This window comes from Burkholderia sp. Ax-1724, from assembly GCF_011752995.1.
GTDB lineage: Bacteria > Pseudomonadota > Gammaproteobacteria > Burkholderiales > Burkholderiaceae > Paraburkholderia.
The window spans coordinates 121907-140036 of the sequence record NZ_VWWL01000002.1; the positions used below are offsets into that span (position 1 = coordinate 121907).

Here is an 18130-nt window from a genome sequence, read left to right on the forward strand (position 1 = left end):
CGCCGCCAGGCGGCAGCGCGAACCCCACGGGTTCATCCAGCCTGCTCTTTACCGCTTACGAGCCCTGCGCGCCGCCGGTATCGAGAATCGCGCGCGCAATCGTGTTGCGCTGAATCTCGCTCGTCCCTGTGAAAATGCGGAACATCCTCAGCTTGCGGAACGCCTGCTCCACCGGGTGATGACGCGTCACGCCCACGTTGCCGTGAATCTGCACTGCCTTGTCGGCAATCTCGAAGCAGCGTTCGGAAACGAACACCTTGCACGCGGCCGCCTTCATACGCAGGTCGCCGCCGGCATCCGCGAGCATGGCCGTCTGCGCAATCATGCTTTCGCAGGCCCACAGCGCGGCCGCCATATCGGCCAGCATGTGCTGGATCGCCTGAAACCTCGCAATCGGACCGCCGAACTGCCGCCGGCTGCGCGCGTAATCGAGCGACGCTTCGTACACCGAGGTCGCGAGCCCGAGCATGGTCGGGCAATGTAGCAGACGGTTCACGTTGATGCGCGACATGCCGAGCTTGAAGCCGTTACCCGCGCCGCCGAACAGGTTGGCGCGCGGCACGCGCACGTTCTCGAAGCGGATGTCCGCGTCGATATGCTGGCCCGACATCGGCACGTACGCCTGTTCGACCGTCACGCCCGGCAGATCGAGATCGACGAGTACCGCACTGATGGCGGGCGGCGTGGCCGTGGCGTCGGTCACGCACATCACGATTGCGAAGTCCGCGAACGGCGCCCCGCTGATGTAGTGCTTATGGCCGTTCACGATCAGATCGTCGCCGTCCGCCACGGCGCTCGTCGCGATGCTCTGCGCGTCCGAGCCCGAATGCGGCTCGGTCAACGCGAAGCAGGTCGACTTCTCGCCGCGGATCACCGGCATGAAGTAACGCTGCAACTGGTCCGGCGTCGCGTACTTGAGCATGTTGCCCACACGCGGCGGCCCGCCCAGATCGCCGAGCACGTGCATCGCGAGCGAGCAGCCGCTCGCCGCGAGATCGGCTTTCAGCGCGCACTGCTGCAGAATCGAAAAGCCCTTGCCGCCCAGTTGCACCGGCAGGCACGCCGAGTAATAGCCGAGTTCGGCGGAACGCCGCCACACGCGCCGCAACACGTCCTTCGGCCAGACGCTCTCCGAATCGAGACCGAGTTCGCGCTCCATCGGCTTGAGTTCATCGGTCACGAAATGGCGAATGCCCTCGCGCGTGGCGTCGAATACCGCGTCGCCTACCTGTTCGAACATCATGGGGAATCCTCAGTTGATGCGCCGCTCCGCGCCTTGCCAATACTGTTCGCGCACGATCTTGCGCGCGATCTTGCCGCTCGCGTTGCGCGGCAGTTCCGCGACGAAACTGATCGAGCGCGGCAGCTTGTAGTCGGCGAGCAGGCTGCGGCAATGCTCGACCAGCGCGTCCTGATTCGCCGTACGTTGCGGCTTGAGCACCACCGCCGCTTTCACGCCCTCGCCCCAACGCTCGTCGGGCACGCTGAACACACAGGCTTCGAGCACGTCGGGATGCTGATAGAGCACGGCCTCGACCTCGGTCGGATAAACGTTGAAGCCGCCCGAAACGATCATGTCTTTCTTGCGGTCGACCAGATACAGGTAACCGTCTTCATCGGTGCGCGCGAGATCGCCCGTCATCAGCCAGCCGTTCACGAGCACTTCGGCCGTGAGGTCGGGCGCGCCCCAGTAGCCCTTGAAAACGTCCTCGCCGCGCACCGCAATCTCGCCGACTTCGCCCGCCGCCAGCGGCCGCCCGTCTTCGCCCAGCACGCACACTTCGGTCTCGCCCATCGGCCGCCCGCACGAGGCGAGACGTTCCGGCCGCTGCGCAATCGCATACGCGTGGTCCGCAATCGTGAGACGCGTGACGCCCGAGGTCGATTCGCTCGCGCCATAGCCTTGCGAGAGAATCGGCCCGAAGCGCGCCCACGCTTCCTGAATGCGCGCGGGAGCCATCGGCGCGGCGCCATACGAGAGCGACTTCAGCGCGCTCAGGTCGGTGTGCGCGAGCGCGGGCTCGTTGAGCAGCATGTTGATCATCGCCGGCACCATGAAGACGTGCGTGACGCGTAGCCGTTCGAGATCGGCGAGAAATTGCGCGGTCTCGAATGCGTCGAACAGCACGAGCGTGGCGCCGCAATAGAGAAACGGCTGCATGAGCATGCCCGACGCGTGCGTGATCGGCCCGACGAGCGCGAGCCGGTCACCGGGGCGCGGCTGCGTGTCCATGCCAATCAGCAGCTTGCGCAGCGACGCCATGCGGTTGCCGTAGCTTTGCATCGCGGCCTTGATCTTGCCGGTCGAACCCGACGAGAAATGCAGCACGGCGAGATCGTTCGCGTGACTGGCGAAATCGGGCGCGTGCGAGGCGGCCCGGCCCAACAGCGCTTCGTAATCGACATAGCCTTCGGCGCCGCCGATGGCGATGAACGTCTCGACGCTCGCAAAGCCCAGTGTGGCGCGCGTATAGCCCGTATAACCGCGGCCCGCGATCAGCACGCGCGGCGTGCAGTTTTCCACCACGTCCGACGCTTCGGCCGTCGTAAAGCGCGGATTGAGCGCCGCTTTCACGAGACCCGTCTTGTACAGCGCGCTTTCGATCTCGACCAGTTCCGTGCAGTTGCGCGACTGCACCGCCACGCGGTCGCCGCGTCGCAGACCAAGGGCGATAAGCGCGTGCGCAAGCTGGTTCGAGCGCGCCTCGAGTTGCCGGTAAGTGAGCGGGCGGTCGCGATGGATCACGGCGGGCACGTCACCCCAGAAGGCCGCCGCGCGCCGCAGAAAATACGGAAAGCTCATTCAGGTCTCCAATGAATGTCGAGCCAGTGTGTAAGATATCGCTCATTCCCGCAATGAAGCGGTGGCTATAAACCCATAACCAAGGGGAATGGCATGGAGACACGCGATCTGGACTATCTACTGGAAGTCCGTCGCTGCGGCAGCATCGGCAAGGCCGCGGAAGCACTCGGCATGAGTCAGCCCGCGCTGACCAAAGCGATCAAGCGCATCGAGAATGAAGTGGGCCAGGCGGTGTTTCATCGCGGCCCGAACGGCGTCGCGCTCACGCCTGGCGGCGCGGTGTTCGTCGAGCGCGCGCAGCGTATCGCGCTCGAATACGAAGACGCGCTCAAGGAACTGCGCGCGATCCAGACCGGCGAGCAAGGCATTCTGCGCGTGGGCTATTCGCCCACGGTGCCCGACTCGATCGTGCTGCGCGCCTGCCGGCAGTTGATGAACGAGCGCCCGGCCGCGCGGCTGCGTCTGCGGCGGCGGCTCGCGAACGACCTGTTCACGCTGATGAAGGCCGGCGAACTGGACATGGCCGTCGCGCCCGAGCCGCCGGACATGAGCAAGGAGTTCGACACGCTGCCGCTCTTTCGCGATCGTCTGCATGTGATGGCCGACGAATCGCACCCGCTGCACCGCAAGACGCGGCTCAGGCTGCACGATCTGGCGAATGAGGAATGGTTGCTGCCGGGCATGAACATCCCGCTGCGCCGCCAGGTGAACGACGCTTTTCGCCACCAGGGATTGCCTGAACCGGCGTTGCGGGTCGAAACGGACTTCGCGATTCCCGCGCTGCTCGAACTGGTGCGCGGCTCGCGCATGCTCTGCATCGCGGGCAATGCGACGGCCAACTCGCAGAGCGGAATCTTGCCTCTGAATGTCGACGAGACCGAGTTGAATCTCGCGCGCAACGTCGGCGCGGTGTTACGCACGGGCGGCTATGTCTCGCCGCTCGCGCAGCGGCTCGTGGAGTTGCTGCAACGCGCGCGGCCGCACGCGGGCCGGCTTGTGCCGATGGAGTGAGGTTGCGCGGTCGATTGCAAGCGGATATGCGATGGCAATGCGATCGGAAAACTAGCGGTGGTCTCGTGAACTGATTGAACAGGCTGAACTGACCGGGTTGGCTGCAATACCCCCGTTATTCGCTACCCGCCCCCGGTGGCCGTGGAAGTACCAGAACCACCGAGAATCCACCAGACGGGGGCAACGCGAAATGCACGCTTCCCCCGTGAGCCTTCATCACCTCGTCGACGATCGCCAGCCCAAGCCCGGAACCCGCGCGCGTTCCCTGCCCCGTTTCGCCGAGCCGCGAAAACGGGCGCAGCGCGGCATCCCAGTTTTCCGGCGCAATGCCCGGCCCGTTATCGGTAACGGTGACGTGGAGCGTGTCACCCTGAGCGCTTATCGATACGTCGATGGTATCGGCCTTCCCGTGGAGCAAGGCATTGTGCAGCACGTTGGAGATCGCTTCCTGCAGACTGATCGCGTCCGCGGACAGCCAGATCTGCTTGCAGCCGCTCTCGAACGACACTCTCACATCGCGCTCGCCGGCCAGAGGAATGGAGCGCCCCAGTACCTCCTTGACGAGACTCACGAGTTCCACGGGCTGAAAGGGAATGACTTCGTTGCGATGAATCACCATCGCGTGATTGAGCAATTGGCCCGTGAGCCGGCCGACATCCGAGCTGGTCTTGCGCAATGCCGCGAGGCGCGCGGCAACCTGCGCGGGATTCGTTTCGCTGTCGAGCAGTTCGATCTGCGCGTCGAGTCGAGCCAGCGGCGTACGCATCTGGTGCGCCGCGTCGGCGATAAACCGCTGCATGGCGGTAATCCGCTCCGCCAGGCGCGCGATCAGCCCGTTGATCGCGCCGATGATCGCCTGCATCTCGCTCGGCGTTTCGACCGCGACGGGACGCAGGTCGGCCGGGTCCCGCGCGGCGATGATGCTCTCGATCTGCGCGAGGGGCCGCAAACCGCGCCGTATAGCAAGCGCGCTCGCCACGATGGCGAGCGCGCTCATCAGCAGGATCAGTGTCCAGACCTTGAAGCTCATTTCGTTCGTCAGTTGCTGACGCGCGTTGGTTGTCTGCGCGACGGTGACCGATGCCCAGCCCGGCGTCCGTTCTTCCGGCATATAGCGGGCTATCGTCGCGATGCGAACAGGCTTGTTCTGGTATGAGCCGTTCGCGAATACCGGACCCTGCTTCGCCGCCGCGAGATTCGCCGCGCTGTCGAGGTCCGGGTAACCGGCGACCACCATGCCGCGCGAATCGATCACCTTGTAGTACACGCTGTCGTAGCGGGACAGCGTGGACAGTGCCGCGACCGGCGGGCTCAGCGCAAGGACGCCGCCCTGAACGTAAAGGTTCTCGGCAACCTGAATCGTCGCGCCGGCGAGCAGTTGATCGTAGGCGCGCTCGGCCGCGACGCCCGCATAAAACCGGGCGATGATGGCGAGGGCCGCCGCGCCCGTCGCCACGACCAGTGCGATGAAGAGCAACGTGCGGCCGAACAGGGTCCCGGCAAACCGGTCAAAGCGTCGCAATTTGATATCCCACGCCGCGTACGGTGCGAATCTCGACGCCCGCGCCCTGGAGCTTCTTGCGCACACGGGTCACGTACTGCTCCACGGCGTTCGCACTCGGCTCCTTATCGAAGTTGAACAGCAGCGTCAGCAACTCTTCCTTGGAAAACACGCGTTGAGGACGGCTCGCGAGAATCTCGAGCAGTGCGAATTCCTGGCGCGACAAAGGGAACGGCTTTCTGTCGCACTCGGCCAGCCGGTTGGTGCGGTCGATCACGAGACTGCCGAGCCTGATGAGGTCATGCGCCTGGCCGCTACCGCGACGCAGCAGTGCCTGGACACGCGCTTCGAATTCGCGGTAGTCGAATGGCTTGACGAGGTAGTCGTCGGCCCCGAGTGCCAAACCGCTCACGCGATCGTCGATTGCCGACCTCGCGGTCAGAAGCAGCAGCGGCGTTGTATTGCCGGCCGCGCGCAGGTTGCGCAGAATCGCGAAGCCGTCGAGCGTCGGCAGCATGACGTCCAGCACGACGAGGTCGAAGGTCTCGACAGCGAGCAGGTTATTTGCGACGCCCCCGTCCATCTCAAGGTCGACCGCGTGACCCAGCCGGCTTAGCCGGCCCCGGATTGCAGCACCGATCTCCGCATCGTCTTCGACGACAAGAATGCGCATGTTGTCTTTCCGGCGCTTAGGTTCAGATTCCGGTTTTCCCGTGATTCATGGCAATTTTTCGAGCGCGGCGCCGGTATTCGACGATGACCGCACTGCCCCTTCCATGACGCGAAGACTCATATTGACGCCTTCGGCCCCGTGTCGGATCACGGGTTTTCCCCAAGGCTCGATGTCAGCATTTTCTCAGATTCAGCCGATAACCTGTACTGACCAGATAAGAATCCGATGGAGGAGACAGTTCGATGAAGCCGTCGTTGCGACGCCGTGCGCTCATCGCCGGGGGGCTTGCCGCGTCGATTGCGCCAGCGCTCGCTTTTGCGCGTCCCCGCACGGTTCGCATCTCGAAGGGTTACGGCCTGCTTTATCTGCCGCTCCTGGTGATGGAGAAGCAACGCCTTTTCGAGCGGAATGCCGCACGCCACGGTCAGCAGGCCGTCAACGTCGAATGGGTGCTGCTCGACGGCGGGAACTCGGTCGACGACGCGATGATGGCCGGCACGCTGGACTTCGCGAGCGCCGGTGCACCCGGCTTCATCGAGTTGTGGGCCCGCGCACGCGGCATACCGAATGTGGAAGTGATCGGCATATCTGGGCTATCGACAACCGCGTTGTCGCTCAACACGAACCGGCAACAGATCGTCTCATTGGGCGACTTCACCCAGGCTGACCGGATCGCCGTGCCGGGAATTCGCACGTCGCTGTCCGCAGTCGTGTTGCAGATGCTGGCGGCCAGGTTGCTCGGGGCGCAGCACTTCGCCCGGCTCGATTCCATCACCGTGAACCTGCCTCATCCCGAGGCCATGCATGCGCTGTTGCAACACGAACAGGGCATTACCGCGCACTTCACGTCGCCGCCGTTTTCGACGCTCGAACTGCGTCAGCCCGGTATTCACCAGGTCGCGGACTCGGTCGATGTGCTGGGGCCGCTGACGCTGGACGTCGTATTTTCGCCGAAGCGCCTGGTGGACGACGAACCCGCGATGGTATCGGCCTTCCTCGACGCACTGGCCGAGGCGAACCGGCTCATCCGTCAGGACCCCGGCGCTGCCGCCGCGATCTACGTCGCGGCATCGGGCCTGAAGGTGTCGAAGGAAGATGTCGTGCAAATGCTCGGTACGCCGCACACGCGCTTCTCGCTACAGCCGGATCAATTGATGGATTACGTCCAATTCCTGTCGATGGCGGGCACGATCAAGAACAAGCCTCGCGCGTGGCAGGACATGTTCGTCGCGGAGCTCGGCCAATACCCGGCCTAGCGCCCCGGCTGGCGGAGAGTCATTCGATTGCTTGTCCGCGATTTTTCGTCGATACGCGCGACATCCTTTAAGGATGCCGTATCAGTTCATCAACATGAATATCTGGAGGAATACGCGATGAACGCCAATCCGGTCACAGAACAGCGCAATACGGAGGAACAGCAGGTCATGGCAAAGATGTCCCGACATCTTCTGCCGATCCTCGTCGTCATGTTTCTGATTTCATTTATCGACAGACAGAACGTCGGGTTCGCGAAGCTGCAGATGGTTCATAGCCTCGGCATGACCGAAGCCGCATTCGGCCTCGCCTCTTCGCTGTTTTTTATCGGCTACCTGATTTTCGAAGTACCGAGCACGCTGGCGCTGCATCGTTACGGCGCCCGTATCTGGCTTGCCCGCATCATGCTGACGTGGGGCCTCATTACCGTGTTGATGGGCTTCACCACGTCCGTGCCGGTTTTTTACGGCCTGCGCTTCGTGCTCGGCATCGCCGAGGCGGGCTTCTATCCCGGCGTCATTTATTACCTGACGCTCTGGTTTCCGCAAAGCTACCGTGCCCGCGTTCTCGGTGTCTTCACGCTCGGCAGCGCGCTTGCGAACATGCTCGGCTCGCTCGTGGGCGGCCTGCTTCTGAGCCTCGACGGTGCCGCCGGCCTCGCGGGCTGGCAATGGGTATTCATCGCGACCGGGTTGCCTGCCGTGCTCGTCGGGGTTCTCGTGTTTCGCATCCTGCCCGCGTCGTATCGCGAAGCGCGCTTCCTGAACGAGCGGGAAAAGCAGGTAGTCGCCGCGGCACTCGAGCGCGAAAAGCCCGCGAACGCCGTGCACTCGCAACCGTGGAAGGCACTGCTGGACCCGCGCGTCATGCTGTTCGCCGGTACGTACATGCTGATGTCGACGTCCCTGTATGGCGTGACCTACTGGCTGCCGACAATCGTGAAATCGTTCGGCGTGTCGAACACCACGAACGGTCTTCTGAGCATGCTGCCGTGGGCGCTCGCGGTCCTGTTGCTGCTGTATCTGCCGAAGCGGCTGCGTCATGGCAAAAGTATCCTGCGCACGATCGCAATCGTCGCCGCACTCGGCTCGCTCGGTTTTCTTCTCAGCCTGCTGCTGCCCACTACACCGTTGCGCTTTATTGCGCTGGTTCTTGGCGGTGCGTGCATTCCGCTGCTTTACCCGTGCTTCTGGTCGATGCCGCCGCGCTATTTCACGGGTGCCCGCGCAGCCGCGAGCGTCGCGGCAATCAATTCGATCGGCAATCTGGGCGGCTTCTTCAGCCAGAACCTCATGCCGCTCGCCGGCAAGCTCACGGGAACAGCGTTCGGTCCGATGATCGTGCCTATCGCCTGTCTCGCGCTGCTGGGGCTCGGCGCCATCGTGGCCTGGATGCGCGCGGGTGAAGAGCAACTGGCCGTTGCAAGAGCCTGAACGAGGTTCGATGTCGAACCACGAAGCCGATACGAGCGACGACGTTGTGTCGCCTGCCATGCCGCCTCGATTTGCACGCTCGGTCCGGATACGGTGAGCGCATGCGAATCGAGGCACAATGATCGAACCCACGGGCGCCTGTGTTCCTGGTGTGACCCAGGCGTGCCCCAGGTGTGAAGGTGCGCACCACTCGCCAGCGTACGGTCGGAAAATCGCCCGACACAGTGCTGCGCACATAGCAGCCGGCGTAACGTCCGGCCGCCCGTGGCCGCTTATTCTCCCCTTCTCTCCACGCCCTGCTCTGCGCGCACGATGACGCACGCGGCGAGTCCCGTCGCTCATACCACTCGGCATCCGACGTTCACAAACGATGGTGTGCTTACTGACTGAGTGGCGCGATGAAATCCGTCCTGTGGCAGCGCATCCATATCGTCCCATGAACCGAACGTCGAGGATCGTTCTCGCGAAAGAACTTCGACAAGTTTCGGCATGCCTGGAAACATTTCAAACAGTAACCCGTAAGCATCAGGCCGATGCACCGCACCGGCCGGTGCACGTCTCGAATCTACCCTGCATAACCAAATCCCCAGCCGACGTGCCATCACATCGATCTCTTGACTGTCTCTTTATTCTGACTATGATTCACGCACTCGCATCGTGTTAAACAAGTTCAATCGAATACTTGATGCGCATGCGAGGCCGACATACGGGGGATCACTTTGACCACAGACCAGCGCAACGCAATCCACTCCCTATAGTCAGGATGGCAGATCAACTTGCCATTTCCTTACCGGATTTTTTTGACCGGCTGATGACAGCTCGCGCGTAGCCGATCCGGCGTTTGCCGATCGACGCACGACAGAACGATTCGACTGGATTTATCTGCACATAACCGTTGCGCCAATGGCTAGCCAGGCCGTCGGCTGGCTGTACGCACCTCTATGCAATAGACAGATTTTTCCCTGAACAGTGGGAGAAAGGCGTAGTAGACGTAGCTCGATCAGCATGGATTTTCGAATGGGTCATTTACTTCGCATACCTTATGGAATGAAAGCATGGCCCGAGTTCCATTCAGCGCAAGACTCTTTGGAGAAGAGAATCATGACGGACAAAGTCTTATCGTGGTTGACCCTGCACGACCCGGTATTGTTCACGGGCCCGAATGGCATTCATACGCCTGAAGTCAAGGACACGCTGCGCATGGTCGCAGCGGCAAATGGCTCCACCGAAAAGGCGCCGTCACAAGCGACGCTGACGGGTGCGGGCGCATCGGCCGCCATCGCCACGGACAAACAGGCGCAAGCGCTTCTCAAGGCGAAGGGTCCGAGCGATCCCGGCTTCCTCGACCTATGGAACCAGGACCTCGTCGGCGGCGCAATGACGCTCTCGGAAATGGCGCGCAACGCGGCCGGCTATCAGCCGCAAACGCTGACCAACGACTCGGCATCGGCCGCCGCCTATCAGGAATATCTGCGCCGGATCGGCAGCTGCCCGCTGTTCGTGCTGAAAATGTCGGACCGGCTGACCATCACGAAGCAGACCTCGGACTGGAACACACTGATCGACGCGATCGCCGACACGTTCACAGGCATCGCCAACGAAGACAAGAACTCGATCGTGTCCGGCCTCAAGCAGTTGGCGCAGGCTGCTTCGAGCACGATGGAAACGACCGAGACCGAAAACGTGTTCGTGCAGAACGCGATGAACGTCGACGGCGTCATCAGCTTCTACCTGTACAACAGTACCGTCAGCTTCTACGAGAAAAAAGGTAAGGGCTACGACACGAAGCAGAGTTCCTACGACGTGACACGCCTGCGCCTCGAGTTCCAGAGCAAGCTGTGGCCGCAATATGCAGCAGCGGTTGCAGCCAAGTACACGTCGAGCATCGACGATTGGCTCAACAGCAACGCGACCAGCACGGCCGGCACGCAGCCGATCCCGGCGCTCAACGGCTAACCGCGCGGGTCGAGCTGGCCGGATGAGTGCCTGACAGCAGCCGTTTTGCTTCATCCGGCCGGATTGCATCAAGGCGCGCGGCAGCGCGCGTACGTGAGGTTCCGTTCAGTTTCATGACGGAATCTCGCGCATTGCCCTGCCGCGCCAGCGCGATCCTCATCGAATGTTCGCGCTGTTTTCCACGCCCTCGTCGTGAAGGTGAAAACTGATGGCTGAGATCAATACCGGTATCGCCGCGTTCGAACAATGGGTCGCTCGCAACGCCCACCCTCATGCGCCCGATACGGTTCGCGACGTCGCCCGCAAAATCGCCGTGGTGTCCAGCAGCGTGTTGGCCACCCTGCCTCACATCGAGTCGCTGGTGGCGACTGCGAACGGACAGCCGGTGGTGTCGAACGGCAAGCTGGTCGGGCCGAACGCGCAGCAGGTATTGAACGCCGACCAGGCGGTTGCGCGCGCCCGCGCGTCGGGCCAGCCGCAACAACTGCAAGCCAGTCTCGCGGCCAGCCCCGCGACCGGCTGCGCGATGGCGATGAGCCTCGCGCAACGCGCCTCGGGTTTCAACCCGTCGAGTCCCGCGGCGGCCGGCAATCTCAACGGCTTTCTCGCCTACGTCGGTCAACTCCTGCAATGCCCGCTATTTTCCGCGCAACTCAAGGACGAAGTGACGCCGAACATGTCGGGTGACTGGAACTCGGTCATCAACCAGATCGTCGGGTATTACGTCGGCATCGCCGCTCAGGACCTGCAGGACATTCGCGCCGGACTCTGGTCTCTCGCACAGGCCGCGTCGAGCACGCCGTCGACCAACGAAACGCAGAACCTCTTCACGCAGAACACGCTGAATGCCGGTGCCGATTTGCAGGTGTACCTGTATCAGAGCTTCATCGACATGAGAACCGATGTTCAGCACGGCGGCAAGCATTCGCCCGATACCGTGACCAACAACGCATCGCTGCAGTTATGGCGCACCATCCTGCGCTTCGACAGCCAGCATTGGCCCGCGTACGCGCCGGTCATCATGAGCCAGACCGACGCCACGCTGCAAAGCTGGCTGAACGATACGACCACGCCGCAAGGCCCCGTTAAAGTTAACTGGAATATCTGATGAACCGTCGCCTCGAAGACTGGCGTAGCGCCGACGCGTTGCGGCCAGATGAATCCGTTTCCGCGCGCGATGCGCGCATCGCGATCGTCGGCATAGGCTGCCGGTTTCCGGGGCCCGCCATCTCGCCCGACGCCTACTGGCGCATGCTGCTGGAAAGCACGAGCGCGGTTGGCGAAGTGCCCGCCGGGCGCTGGAGCCTCGAACGCTTTTTCAACCCGGACCCGAACGTGCCGGGACGCGCCTATGTACGGCGCGCGGCGTTCCTGCAGCAACCGCTCGACCGCTTCGACGCGGCCTTCTTCGGCATCTCGCCGCGCGAGGCGATGCTGCTCGACCCGCAGCAGCGTCTGCTGCTCGAAGTCGCGGCCGAAGCACTCGACGACGGCGGCATTCCGCTCGACCGGCTGCGCGGCTCGCAGACCGGCGTCTATGTCGGCGGCTTCATGCTCGACAACCAGACGCATCTGCTCAACACCTACAACCGCGACACGATCACGACCCACACGGCGATCGGCTCGACGATGGTGATGCTGTCGAATCGCCTCTCGTATACGTTCGATCTGCGCGGTCCCAGCATGTCGATCGACACCGCGTGTTCGTCGTCGCTCGTCGCATTGCACGTCGCTTGCAGCGCGCTGCTCGCGGGCGAATGCGAAATGGCGCTGTGCGGTGGCGTCAACGTGATGCTGCGGCCCGAGTATATGGTCGCGATGTGCAAGGGCGGCTTTCTCGCGCCGGACGGCCTCAGCAAGGCGTTCGATGCAAGCGGCGACGGCTACGGCCGCGGCGAAGGCGCCGGCCTGCTGATCCTGAAGCCCTTGCATGCAGCGTTGCGCGACGGCGATCCGATCCGCGCGGTGATCGCCGGAACCGGCATCAATCAGGACGGCCGCACCGAAGGCATCACGACGCCCAACGCCGCGGCGCAAAGCGCATTGATCCGCCAGGTGCAGGCAAGCGCGGGCGTGAGTCCCGATGCGATTCAATACGTCGAGGCGCACGGCACCGGCACGCGCGCCGGCGATCGCGCCGAAAGCGGCTCGATCGGCGCGAGCATTGCGACACAACGCAACGGTCACGACGCGCTGCGCATCGGCTCGGCCAAGACCCATATCGGCCACCTCGAAGCAGCGGCCGGCATGGCCGGCGTCATCAAGACCGTGCTCGCGCTCGAACATCGGGTGATCCCGCCGAACCTGCACTTCAGCACACCGAACCCCGACATCGACTTCGCTGCGCTGCGCCTGCACGTTCCGGTCACGCCGGAACCGTGGCCCGCGCACGATGGGCCGGCCGGTGCCGCGATCAACGGCTTCGGCTACGGCGGCACCAACGCGCACGCGATTCTCTTCGAAGCGCCGCAGCGCCCGTGCGCCGTGCCGGAAGAACGGACTCGCCCCGCCGTGTTTCCGCTATCGGCCGCGAGCGAATCCGCGCTCATCGCACGAGCCCGTCAGTTCGCCGATCTGCTCGACGGTAATCCCGCCATGACGCTCAACGACATCGGCTACACCGTCGCGCGCCATCGGACGCAATACCCGCACCGCGTCGGCATCGTTGCGGATTCGCCGGACAGGCTCGCGCAGCAGTTGCGCCTGCTCGCCGACAAACAGGCCGTGGATTCGCTGACCGTCAGCGGCCCCTATACGGCACACACGCAACGCAAGGTCGCTTTCGTCTTCACGGGCATGGGCCCGCAGTTCTATGGCATGGGCGTCGAATTGCTCAAACAGGAGCCCGTCGCGCGCAGCCTGTTCGAACGTTGTGACGCAATCTGGCAGCCGCTCGCCGGCTGGTCGCTCGGCGAACTGTTCACGCACGCGAGCGGCGAGCCGATGACGGCGCCCGAGCATGCGCAAATCGGCAACCTCGTCTTGCAGTTGATGCTCACGGAAGTCGCGCGCAGCTATGGCCTGCACCCCGAGGCCGTGGTCGGCCATAGCGTCGGCGAAATCGCGGCGGCTTATGCGAGCGGCGCACTCAGCCTCGCCGATGTACTGCTGCTGACCTATCATCGCAGCCGGCTCATGCAGCGCACGGCCGGGCTCGGCAAGATGCTGGCGGTCGACCTCGGCGCGCACGAGATCGCGCCGTTCCTCAAAAGCGTCGAGGGCCGCGCGACGATCGCGGCGGTGAACAGTCCCACGTCGGTCACGGTCGCGGGCGATGCGGACGCCATCGTTCAGCTTAACGAAGTACTGACGGTCGAGCATATTTTCAGCCGCATTCTCAAGGTCGAAGTCGCGTATCACAGCCATCACATCGATCCGTTCGAGGCCGAATTCAATGCCTCGCTCGCGTCGCTCGTCGCGCATGTCCCGAGCTTGCCCGCGTATTCGACCGTGAGCGGCACGCTGCTCGACACGGCGGCTCAAACCACTGCGTACTGGTGGCAAAACGCGCGTCAGCCAGTGCGCCTCGCCGACGCGCTCGCCACGATGATTGCCGACGGCTACGACACTTTCGTCGAAGTCGGTCCGCATCCGGTTCTTGCTGTCGCGATCAATGCGTGTCTCCGGCATGCCGGCGCCGAAGGTATCAGCGTGCCGTTGCAGCGGCGCGATCAGGACAGCCGCGACACGCTGCTCGGCTGCGTCGCGCAACTCTATTGCCGTGGCGCCGCGATCGACTGGCGCGCGCATTATCCGGCGGGACAGCGCGTGGCGTTGCCCAACTATCCGTGGGATCGCGACGTGCTCTGGAGCGAGACCGAACTCTCGCGCGCGGACCGGCTCGGCAGCAACAAGGTACATCCCCTGCTCGCGCAGCGGCTGGACGAACCGCACGCGGCATGGGACGGCGAACTGGCCGCGCATCTCTACCCCTATATGCAGGACCACCAGGTTCAGGGCGAAGCGATTCTGCCGGCCGCCGCCTTCATCGAAATGGCGCTCGTTGCCAAGCGTTCGAAGGGCGAGCCCATTGCCATCGACGCATTGACGATTCATCGCTCGCTGAGCCTCGCGCATACGCCCATCGTGCGGCTGCAACTCGACGACGAAGGCTCGCGCTTCACGATTCACAGCCGTGCGCGCGACGCCGCATCGCCGTGGTCGCTCGGCGCGTCGGGACGGCTCTCGGCGATACCCGCGCCCGCGCGCAGTGCCGCGCTCGACCACACTGCGCTGGCGACCCGTTGCTCGCTGCCGGTCGATCTCGACTCGTTCTATCGCACCTTTGCCGGTCTCGGTCTGCAATACGGCCCCGCGTTTCGCTGCCTGCAAACGGTCCGCACGAATCCCGGCCGCGACGAAGCGCAAGCCAGCATCGAGATCCCCGTCGAGCATGCGGCCGATGCGATCGACTACTACGTGCATCCCGTGCTGCTAGACGGCGCACTGCAAACCCTGCTCGCGCTGAAAACGGCGGATGCGCCGACGGATCGCTCGATCTACCTGCCCGTTTCGATCGATCAGGTTCGCTTCCAGCACAAGCCGGGCACGATGGCGATCTGCCATGCGCGGCTGACGCGCGAGCCCAGCGGAGAAGCCGACGAAGTCTCCGGCGATCTGGTTCTCTACGATGCGCACGGTCAGGTGGCGGTCGAACTCTTCGGCGTGCGCGCCCGAGCCGTAAAAGTCGTGGCCGAGGCGGAATCGTCACGCGATGCGCTTCTGTACAAGACCGACTGGCGCAAGCAGACCGCCAAAACCGGCAAGGCATTTCTCACGCAACAATGGCTCATATTCAACGATGCCGGCGGAATGGGCGACGAACTGGCCGCACGGGCGCACGAACAACGCATCGCCTGCATCACCGTGACACCGGGCGAGGGTTTCCGTCAGACCGGCGACGCCAGCTATGAGGTGGCGCGCGAGTCGCGCGACGACATGGCGCGCCTGATGGCCGCACTCGCCGACCGTAAGCTCGACGCGGCAATCTATCTATGGGGACTCGACGCCGCCACCAACATGTCGGCAAGCGAATCGCGCGTCGCGACCGGCATCGTCGATACGATCGACCTGCTGCATATCGTGCAGGAATTCGAGCGCGCCCGTCCCACCGACGATCTCGCGCTCAGTATCGCCACGCTGCGCACTCAGCATGTCGTGCGCGACGAACTTCACGACGCACCGGGCCAGCACGCGCTGCTCGGCGTCGGCCGCGTTCTGACGCTTGAGCGGCCGCAGTCGCGCGTGCGCATGATCGATCTGAACAGCGCGCAGCCGCTGAGCGCGGCCGGAACGCTGCTCGGCGAACTCGTGAGCGGCAGCGACGAAACCGAAGTGGCGTTCCGCGACGGCGAACGCTACGTCGCGCGCATCGTACCCTGGCGCGAACCGCGCCGCGAACCGGCGCGCTCCACGCCGGCCACCGGCTACGCGATGCAGGCTGTCGCGCCGGCTCCGAACGCGAGCATCGTCTTCCATGAGATCGCGCGCTGCGCGCCACGCGACGGCGAAGTCGAGATTGCGTTGCAGGACTATGCAATCGACGTCTCCGATACCGGCGAACTCGACGGCCGCGCGAGCGGCATCGTCGTGACGGCGGGCCGCGAGGCCGGCGGCCTGCAAGTTGGCGACCGCGTCGCAGTGCTTGCGCCCACCTCGTCTCTCGTATCGCACGTCACAGTGCCTCATGCGTATGCGGTCCCATGCCGACCGGCGGTTGCCGCGCATCCCGCCGCGACCCGGCTCGACTGGGCGCTCGCGTGGCACGCGCTCTTCGACATCGCGCAGTTGCGTCACGGCGAGTCGGTGCTGATTCATCGCGCTGAAAGCGGCTTCGGGATCGCCGCGGCACAACTGGCGCGCTGGAAAGGCGCGACCGTGTTCGCGACTGCAGGCACGGCGGAACAATGCGACCTGCTGCGCGATTTCGGCATCGCCCATGTTTCCGATGGCCGCTCGCTGCGCTTCGTCGATGAAGTCAGCGCATGGACCTCGAACGCCGGAGTCGACGTGGTGCTGAACCGTGCATCGGGCAATCTGCGCGATCGATGCTTCGGACTGCTCGCCTCGCGCGGCAGGTTTGTCGACATCGCGAAAGCATCCAGCGCGCGGCAGCGTGCAAGCGTGCCGCCGGAGGTCTTCGAACGCGGCTTCGTCTATGTGCCGCTCGATCCCGAGCGCGTCCGCCGCGAGCAGGCCGACACATTACGCCGCGCGCTCGATACGCTGACACCGCTGCTCGACGACGCAACGTTCAAGCCTCTGCCGACCTCGGCGTTTCTTCTCACGCACGTCGACGAGGCCTGGCAGATGCTGGCCAAAGACACGCACAGCGGCAACGTCAGCATCGATTTGCGGGATCAGGTCGTCGAACTGGAAACGTGCCTGCCGCGCCCACTCGCGCATGAACAAGCCTGCTATCTCGTGACGGGCGGCTTCACCGGCCTCGGTCTCGAAACCGTCAGATGGCTCGCGATGAACGGTGCGCGCCATATCGCGGTATTGAGCCGCAGCGGTCCGCGCACGGAAGAGGCACAACGTGTGCTCGATTCGCTGCGCGATGAACAGGTACAGGTGTGGAGCGAACAACTCGACATCGCGGATGCGGCCGCCGTGCAACAGGCGATTGCGAAGATCGAACGGAATATGCCGCCGATACGCGGGGTGATCCATTCCGCCGGACTCGCCGAAGATGCCGGCATCGCCACGTTGCAGGCCGCGGCGGTCGAACGTGTGATGCAGGCCAAGGCGGTCGGCGCATGGAACCTGCATTGCGCGCTCGCGCAGTCGAAGCTCGATTTCTTCGTCTGCTATTCGTCGGTGAGCGCGGCGCTCGGCAATGCCGGCCAGCTCAACTATGCGGCGGCCAATGCGTTCCTCGACGGACTCGCGCTGTACCGGCGCGCGCAGGGTCAAGCGGGCACGAGCATCGGCTGGGGCGTCATCGGCGATGTCGGCATGGTCGCGCGCGATGCGTCGCTCGCCGGCCACCTCGACCTGCTCGGCTTGCGCGGCATGGCGTCGGCGCAGGCGCTCGCGGTTCTCGAAAGCGCGTTGCAGGAGCACTGGGGCCAGTTCGGCGCGTTCGACATCGACTGGCAACGCTGGCAGGAACGCCTCGCGGGACCACCGGCGCGGCGCCTGTCGGAAATGCTGTCGGTATCGGCCGACAATAGCCATCCCGCTGCGCCGTTCCGCCAGAACGTCGCGACGGCGGCATCGGAAGAGCGCTGGCAGAAGGTCTACGCCGAAGTCGCGGAGCGAATTTGCGGCGTGCTCAAGCTGCCCGCGAGCCGCGTCGATGCGCTCAGCAACCTGACCGATCTCGGCGTCGATTCGCTGATGGCGACCGAGATCGCACTCGTGCTCGAACGCTGCACCGGATACCGGTTCCGCGCGCTCTTTCTCGTGCGCGGCCCGACCATCGCCGAACTGTCCACGCAGATTCTCGATGACATCCTGCAAGCCTAAAGGCGTGACTCGCGACGGTGCGAATGCCG

At 64.1% G+C, this 18130-nt stretch carries 10 protein-coding genes; 6 read left to right on the top strand and 4 right to left on the bottom strand.

The window, feature by feature from the left end:
* Positions 1-55: 55 nt before the first annotated feature.
* Both F3J19_RS02665 and F3J19_RS02670 read right to left on the bottom strand, forming a co-directional pair.
* The gene (locus tag F3J19_RS02665; RefSeq protein WP_167037979.1) at positions 56-1240 is read right to left on the bottom strand and encodes an acyl-CoA dehydrogenase family protein; all 1185 of its coding nucleotides are present in this window, start codon (positions 1238-1240) and stop codon (positions 56-58) included.
* 12 nt (positions 1241-1252) lie between these two features.
* Complete coding sequence (locus tag F3J19_RS02670; RefSeq protein WP_167037243.1) at positions 1253-2803, bottom strand: AMP-binding protein; 1551 nt, start codon at positions 2801-2803, stop codon at positions 1253-1255.
* A 93-nt stretch (positions 2804-2896) separates the two neighbouring features.
* Between F3J19_RS02670 and F3J19_RS02675 the strand changes: the two genes are divergently transcribed.
* Complete coding sequence (locus F3J19_RS02675) at positions 2897-3814, top strand: LysR family transcriptional regulator (RefSeq protein ID WP_167037246.1); 918 nt, start codon at positions 2897-2899, stop codon at positions 3812-3814.
* Between the two features lie 115 nt (positions 3815-3929).
* Here F3J19_RS02675 and F3J19_RS02680 read toward each other — a convergent pair whose 3' ends face one another.
* Complete coding sequence (locus tag F3J19_RS02680; RefSeq protein WP_167037249.1) at positions 3930-5336, bottom strand: sensor histidine kinase; 1407 nt, start codon at positions 5334-5336, stop codon at positions 3930-3932.
* Positions 5323-5988: a response regulator transcription factor gene (locus F3J19_RS02685; RefSeq protein ID WP_167037252.1), complete on the bottom strand. Its 666-nt coding sequence runs from the start codon at positions 5986-5988 to the stop codon at positions 5323-5325. The genes F3J19_RS02680 and F3J19_RS02685 overlap by 14 nt, the downstream gene beginning before the upstream one ends.
* Positions 5989-6230: 242 nt before the next feature.
* On the opposite strand from F3J19_RS02685, the gene F3J19_RS02690 reads away from it, so the two are divergent.
* The 5 genes from F3J19_RS02690 (at position 6231) to F3J19_RS02710 (ending at position 18101) form a co-directional block, all read left to right on the top strand.
* Positions 6231-7244, top strand: a complete 1014-nt coding sequence (locus F3J19_RS02690; protein WP_167037255.1) for an ABC transporter substrate-binding protein — start codon at positions 6231-6233, stop codon at positions 7242-7244.
* Positions 7245-7271: 27 nt separating this feature from the next.
* The gene (locus F3J19_RS02695) at positions 7272-8675 is read left to right on the top strand and encodes an MFS transporter (RefSeq protein ID WP_345890995.1); all 1404 of its coding nucleotides are present in this window, start codon (positions 7272-7274) and stop codon (positions 8673-8675) included.
* Between the two features lie 1101 nt (positions 8676-9776).
* The gene (locus tag F3J19_RS02700; protein ID WP_167037261.1) at positions 9777-10631 is read left to right on the top strand and encodes a hypothetical protein; all 855 of its coding nucleotides are present in this window, start codon (positions 9777-9779) and stop codon (positions 10629-10631) included.
* A gap of 208 nt (positions 10632-10839) precedes the next feature.
* A complete protein-coding gene (locus tag F3J19_RS02705; protein ID WP_167037264.1) occupies positions 10840-11739 on the top strand; it encodes a hypothetical protein in 900 nt (299 codons plus the stop codon).
* Entirely contained in the window at positions 11739-18101 is a 6363-nt protein-coding gene (locus F3J19_RS02710) for a type I polyketide synthase (RefSeq protein ID WP_167037266.1), read from the top strand. Before F3J19_RS02705 ends, F3J19_RS02710 begins: the two co-directional genes overlap by 1 nt.
* The last annotated feature ends 29 nt before the right edge of the window (positions 18102-18130 follow it).

Coding starts and splice junctions, on each gene's coding strand:
- F3J19_RS02710 (WP_167037266.1), top strand. CDS start 11,739: ATGAACCGTCGCCTCGAAGACTGGCGTAGCGCCGACGCGTTGCGGCCA.
- F3J19_RS02685 (WP_167037252.1), bottom strand. CDS start 5,988: ATGCGCATTCTTGTCGTCGAAGACGATGCGGAGATCGGTGCTGCAATC.
- F3J19_RS02670 (WP_167037243.1), bottom strand. CDS start 2,803: ATGAGCTTTCCGTATTTTCTGCGGCGCGCGGCGGCCTTCTGGGGTGAC.
- F3J19_RS02700 (WP_167037261.1), top strand. CDS start 9,777: ATGACGGACAAAGTCTTATCGTGGTTGACCCTGCACGACCCGGTATTG.
- F3J19_RS02705 (WP_167037264.1), top strand. CDS start 10,840: ATGGCTGAGATCAATACCGGTATCGCCGCGTTCGAACAATGGGTCGCT.
- F3J19_RS02690 (WP_167037255.1), top strand. CDS start 6,231: ATGAAGCCGTCGTTGCGACGCCGTGCGCTCATCGCCGGGGGGCTTGCC.
- F3J19_RS02675 (WP_167037246.1), top strand. CDS start 2,897: ATGGAGACACGCGATCTGGACTATCTACTGGAAGTCCGTCGCTGCGGC.
- F3J19_RS02665 (WP_167037979.1), bottom strand. CDS start 1,240: ATGTTCGAACAGGTAGGCGACGCGGTATTCGACGCCACGCGCGAGGGC.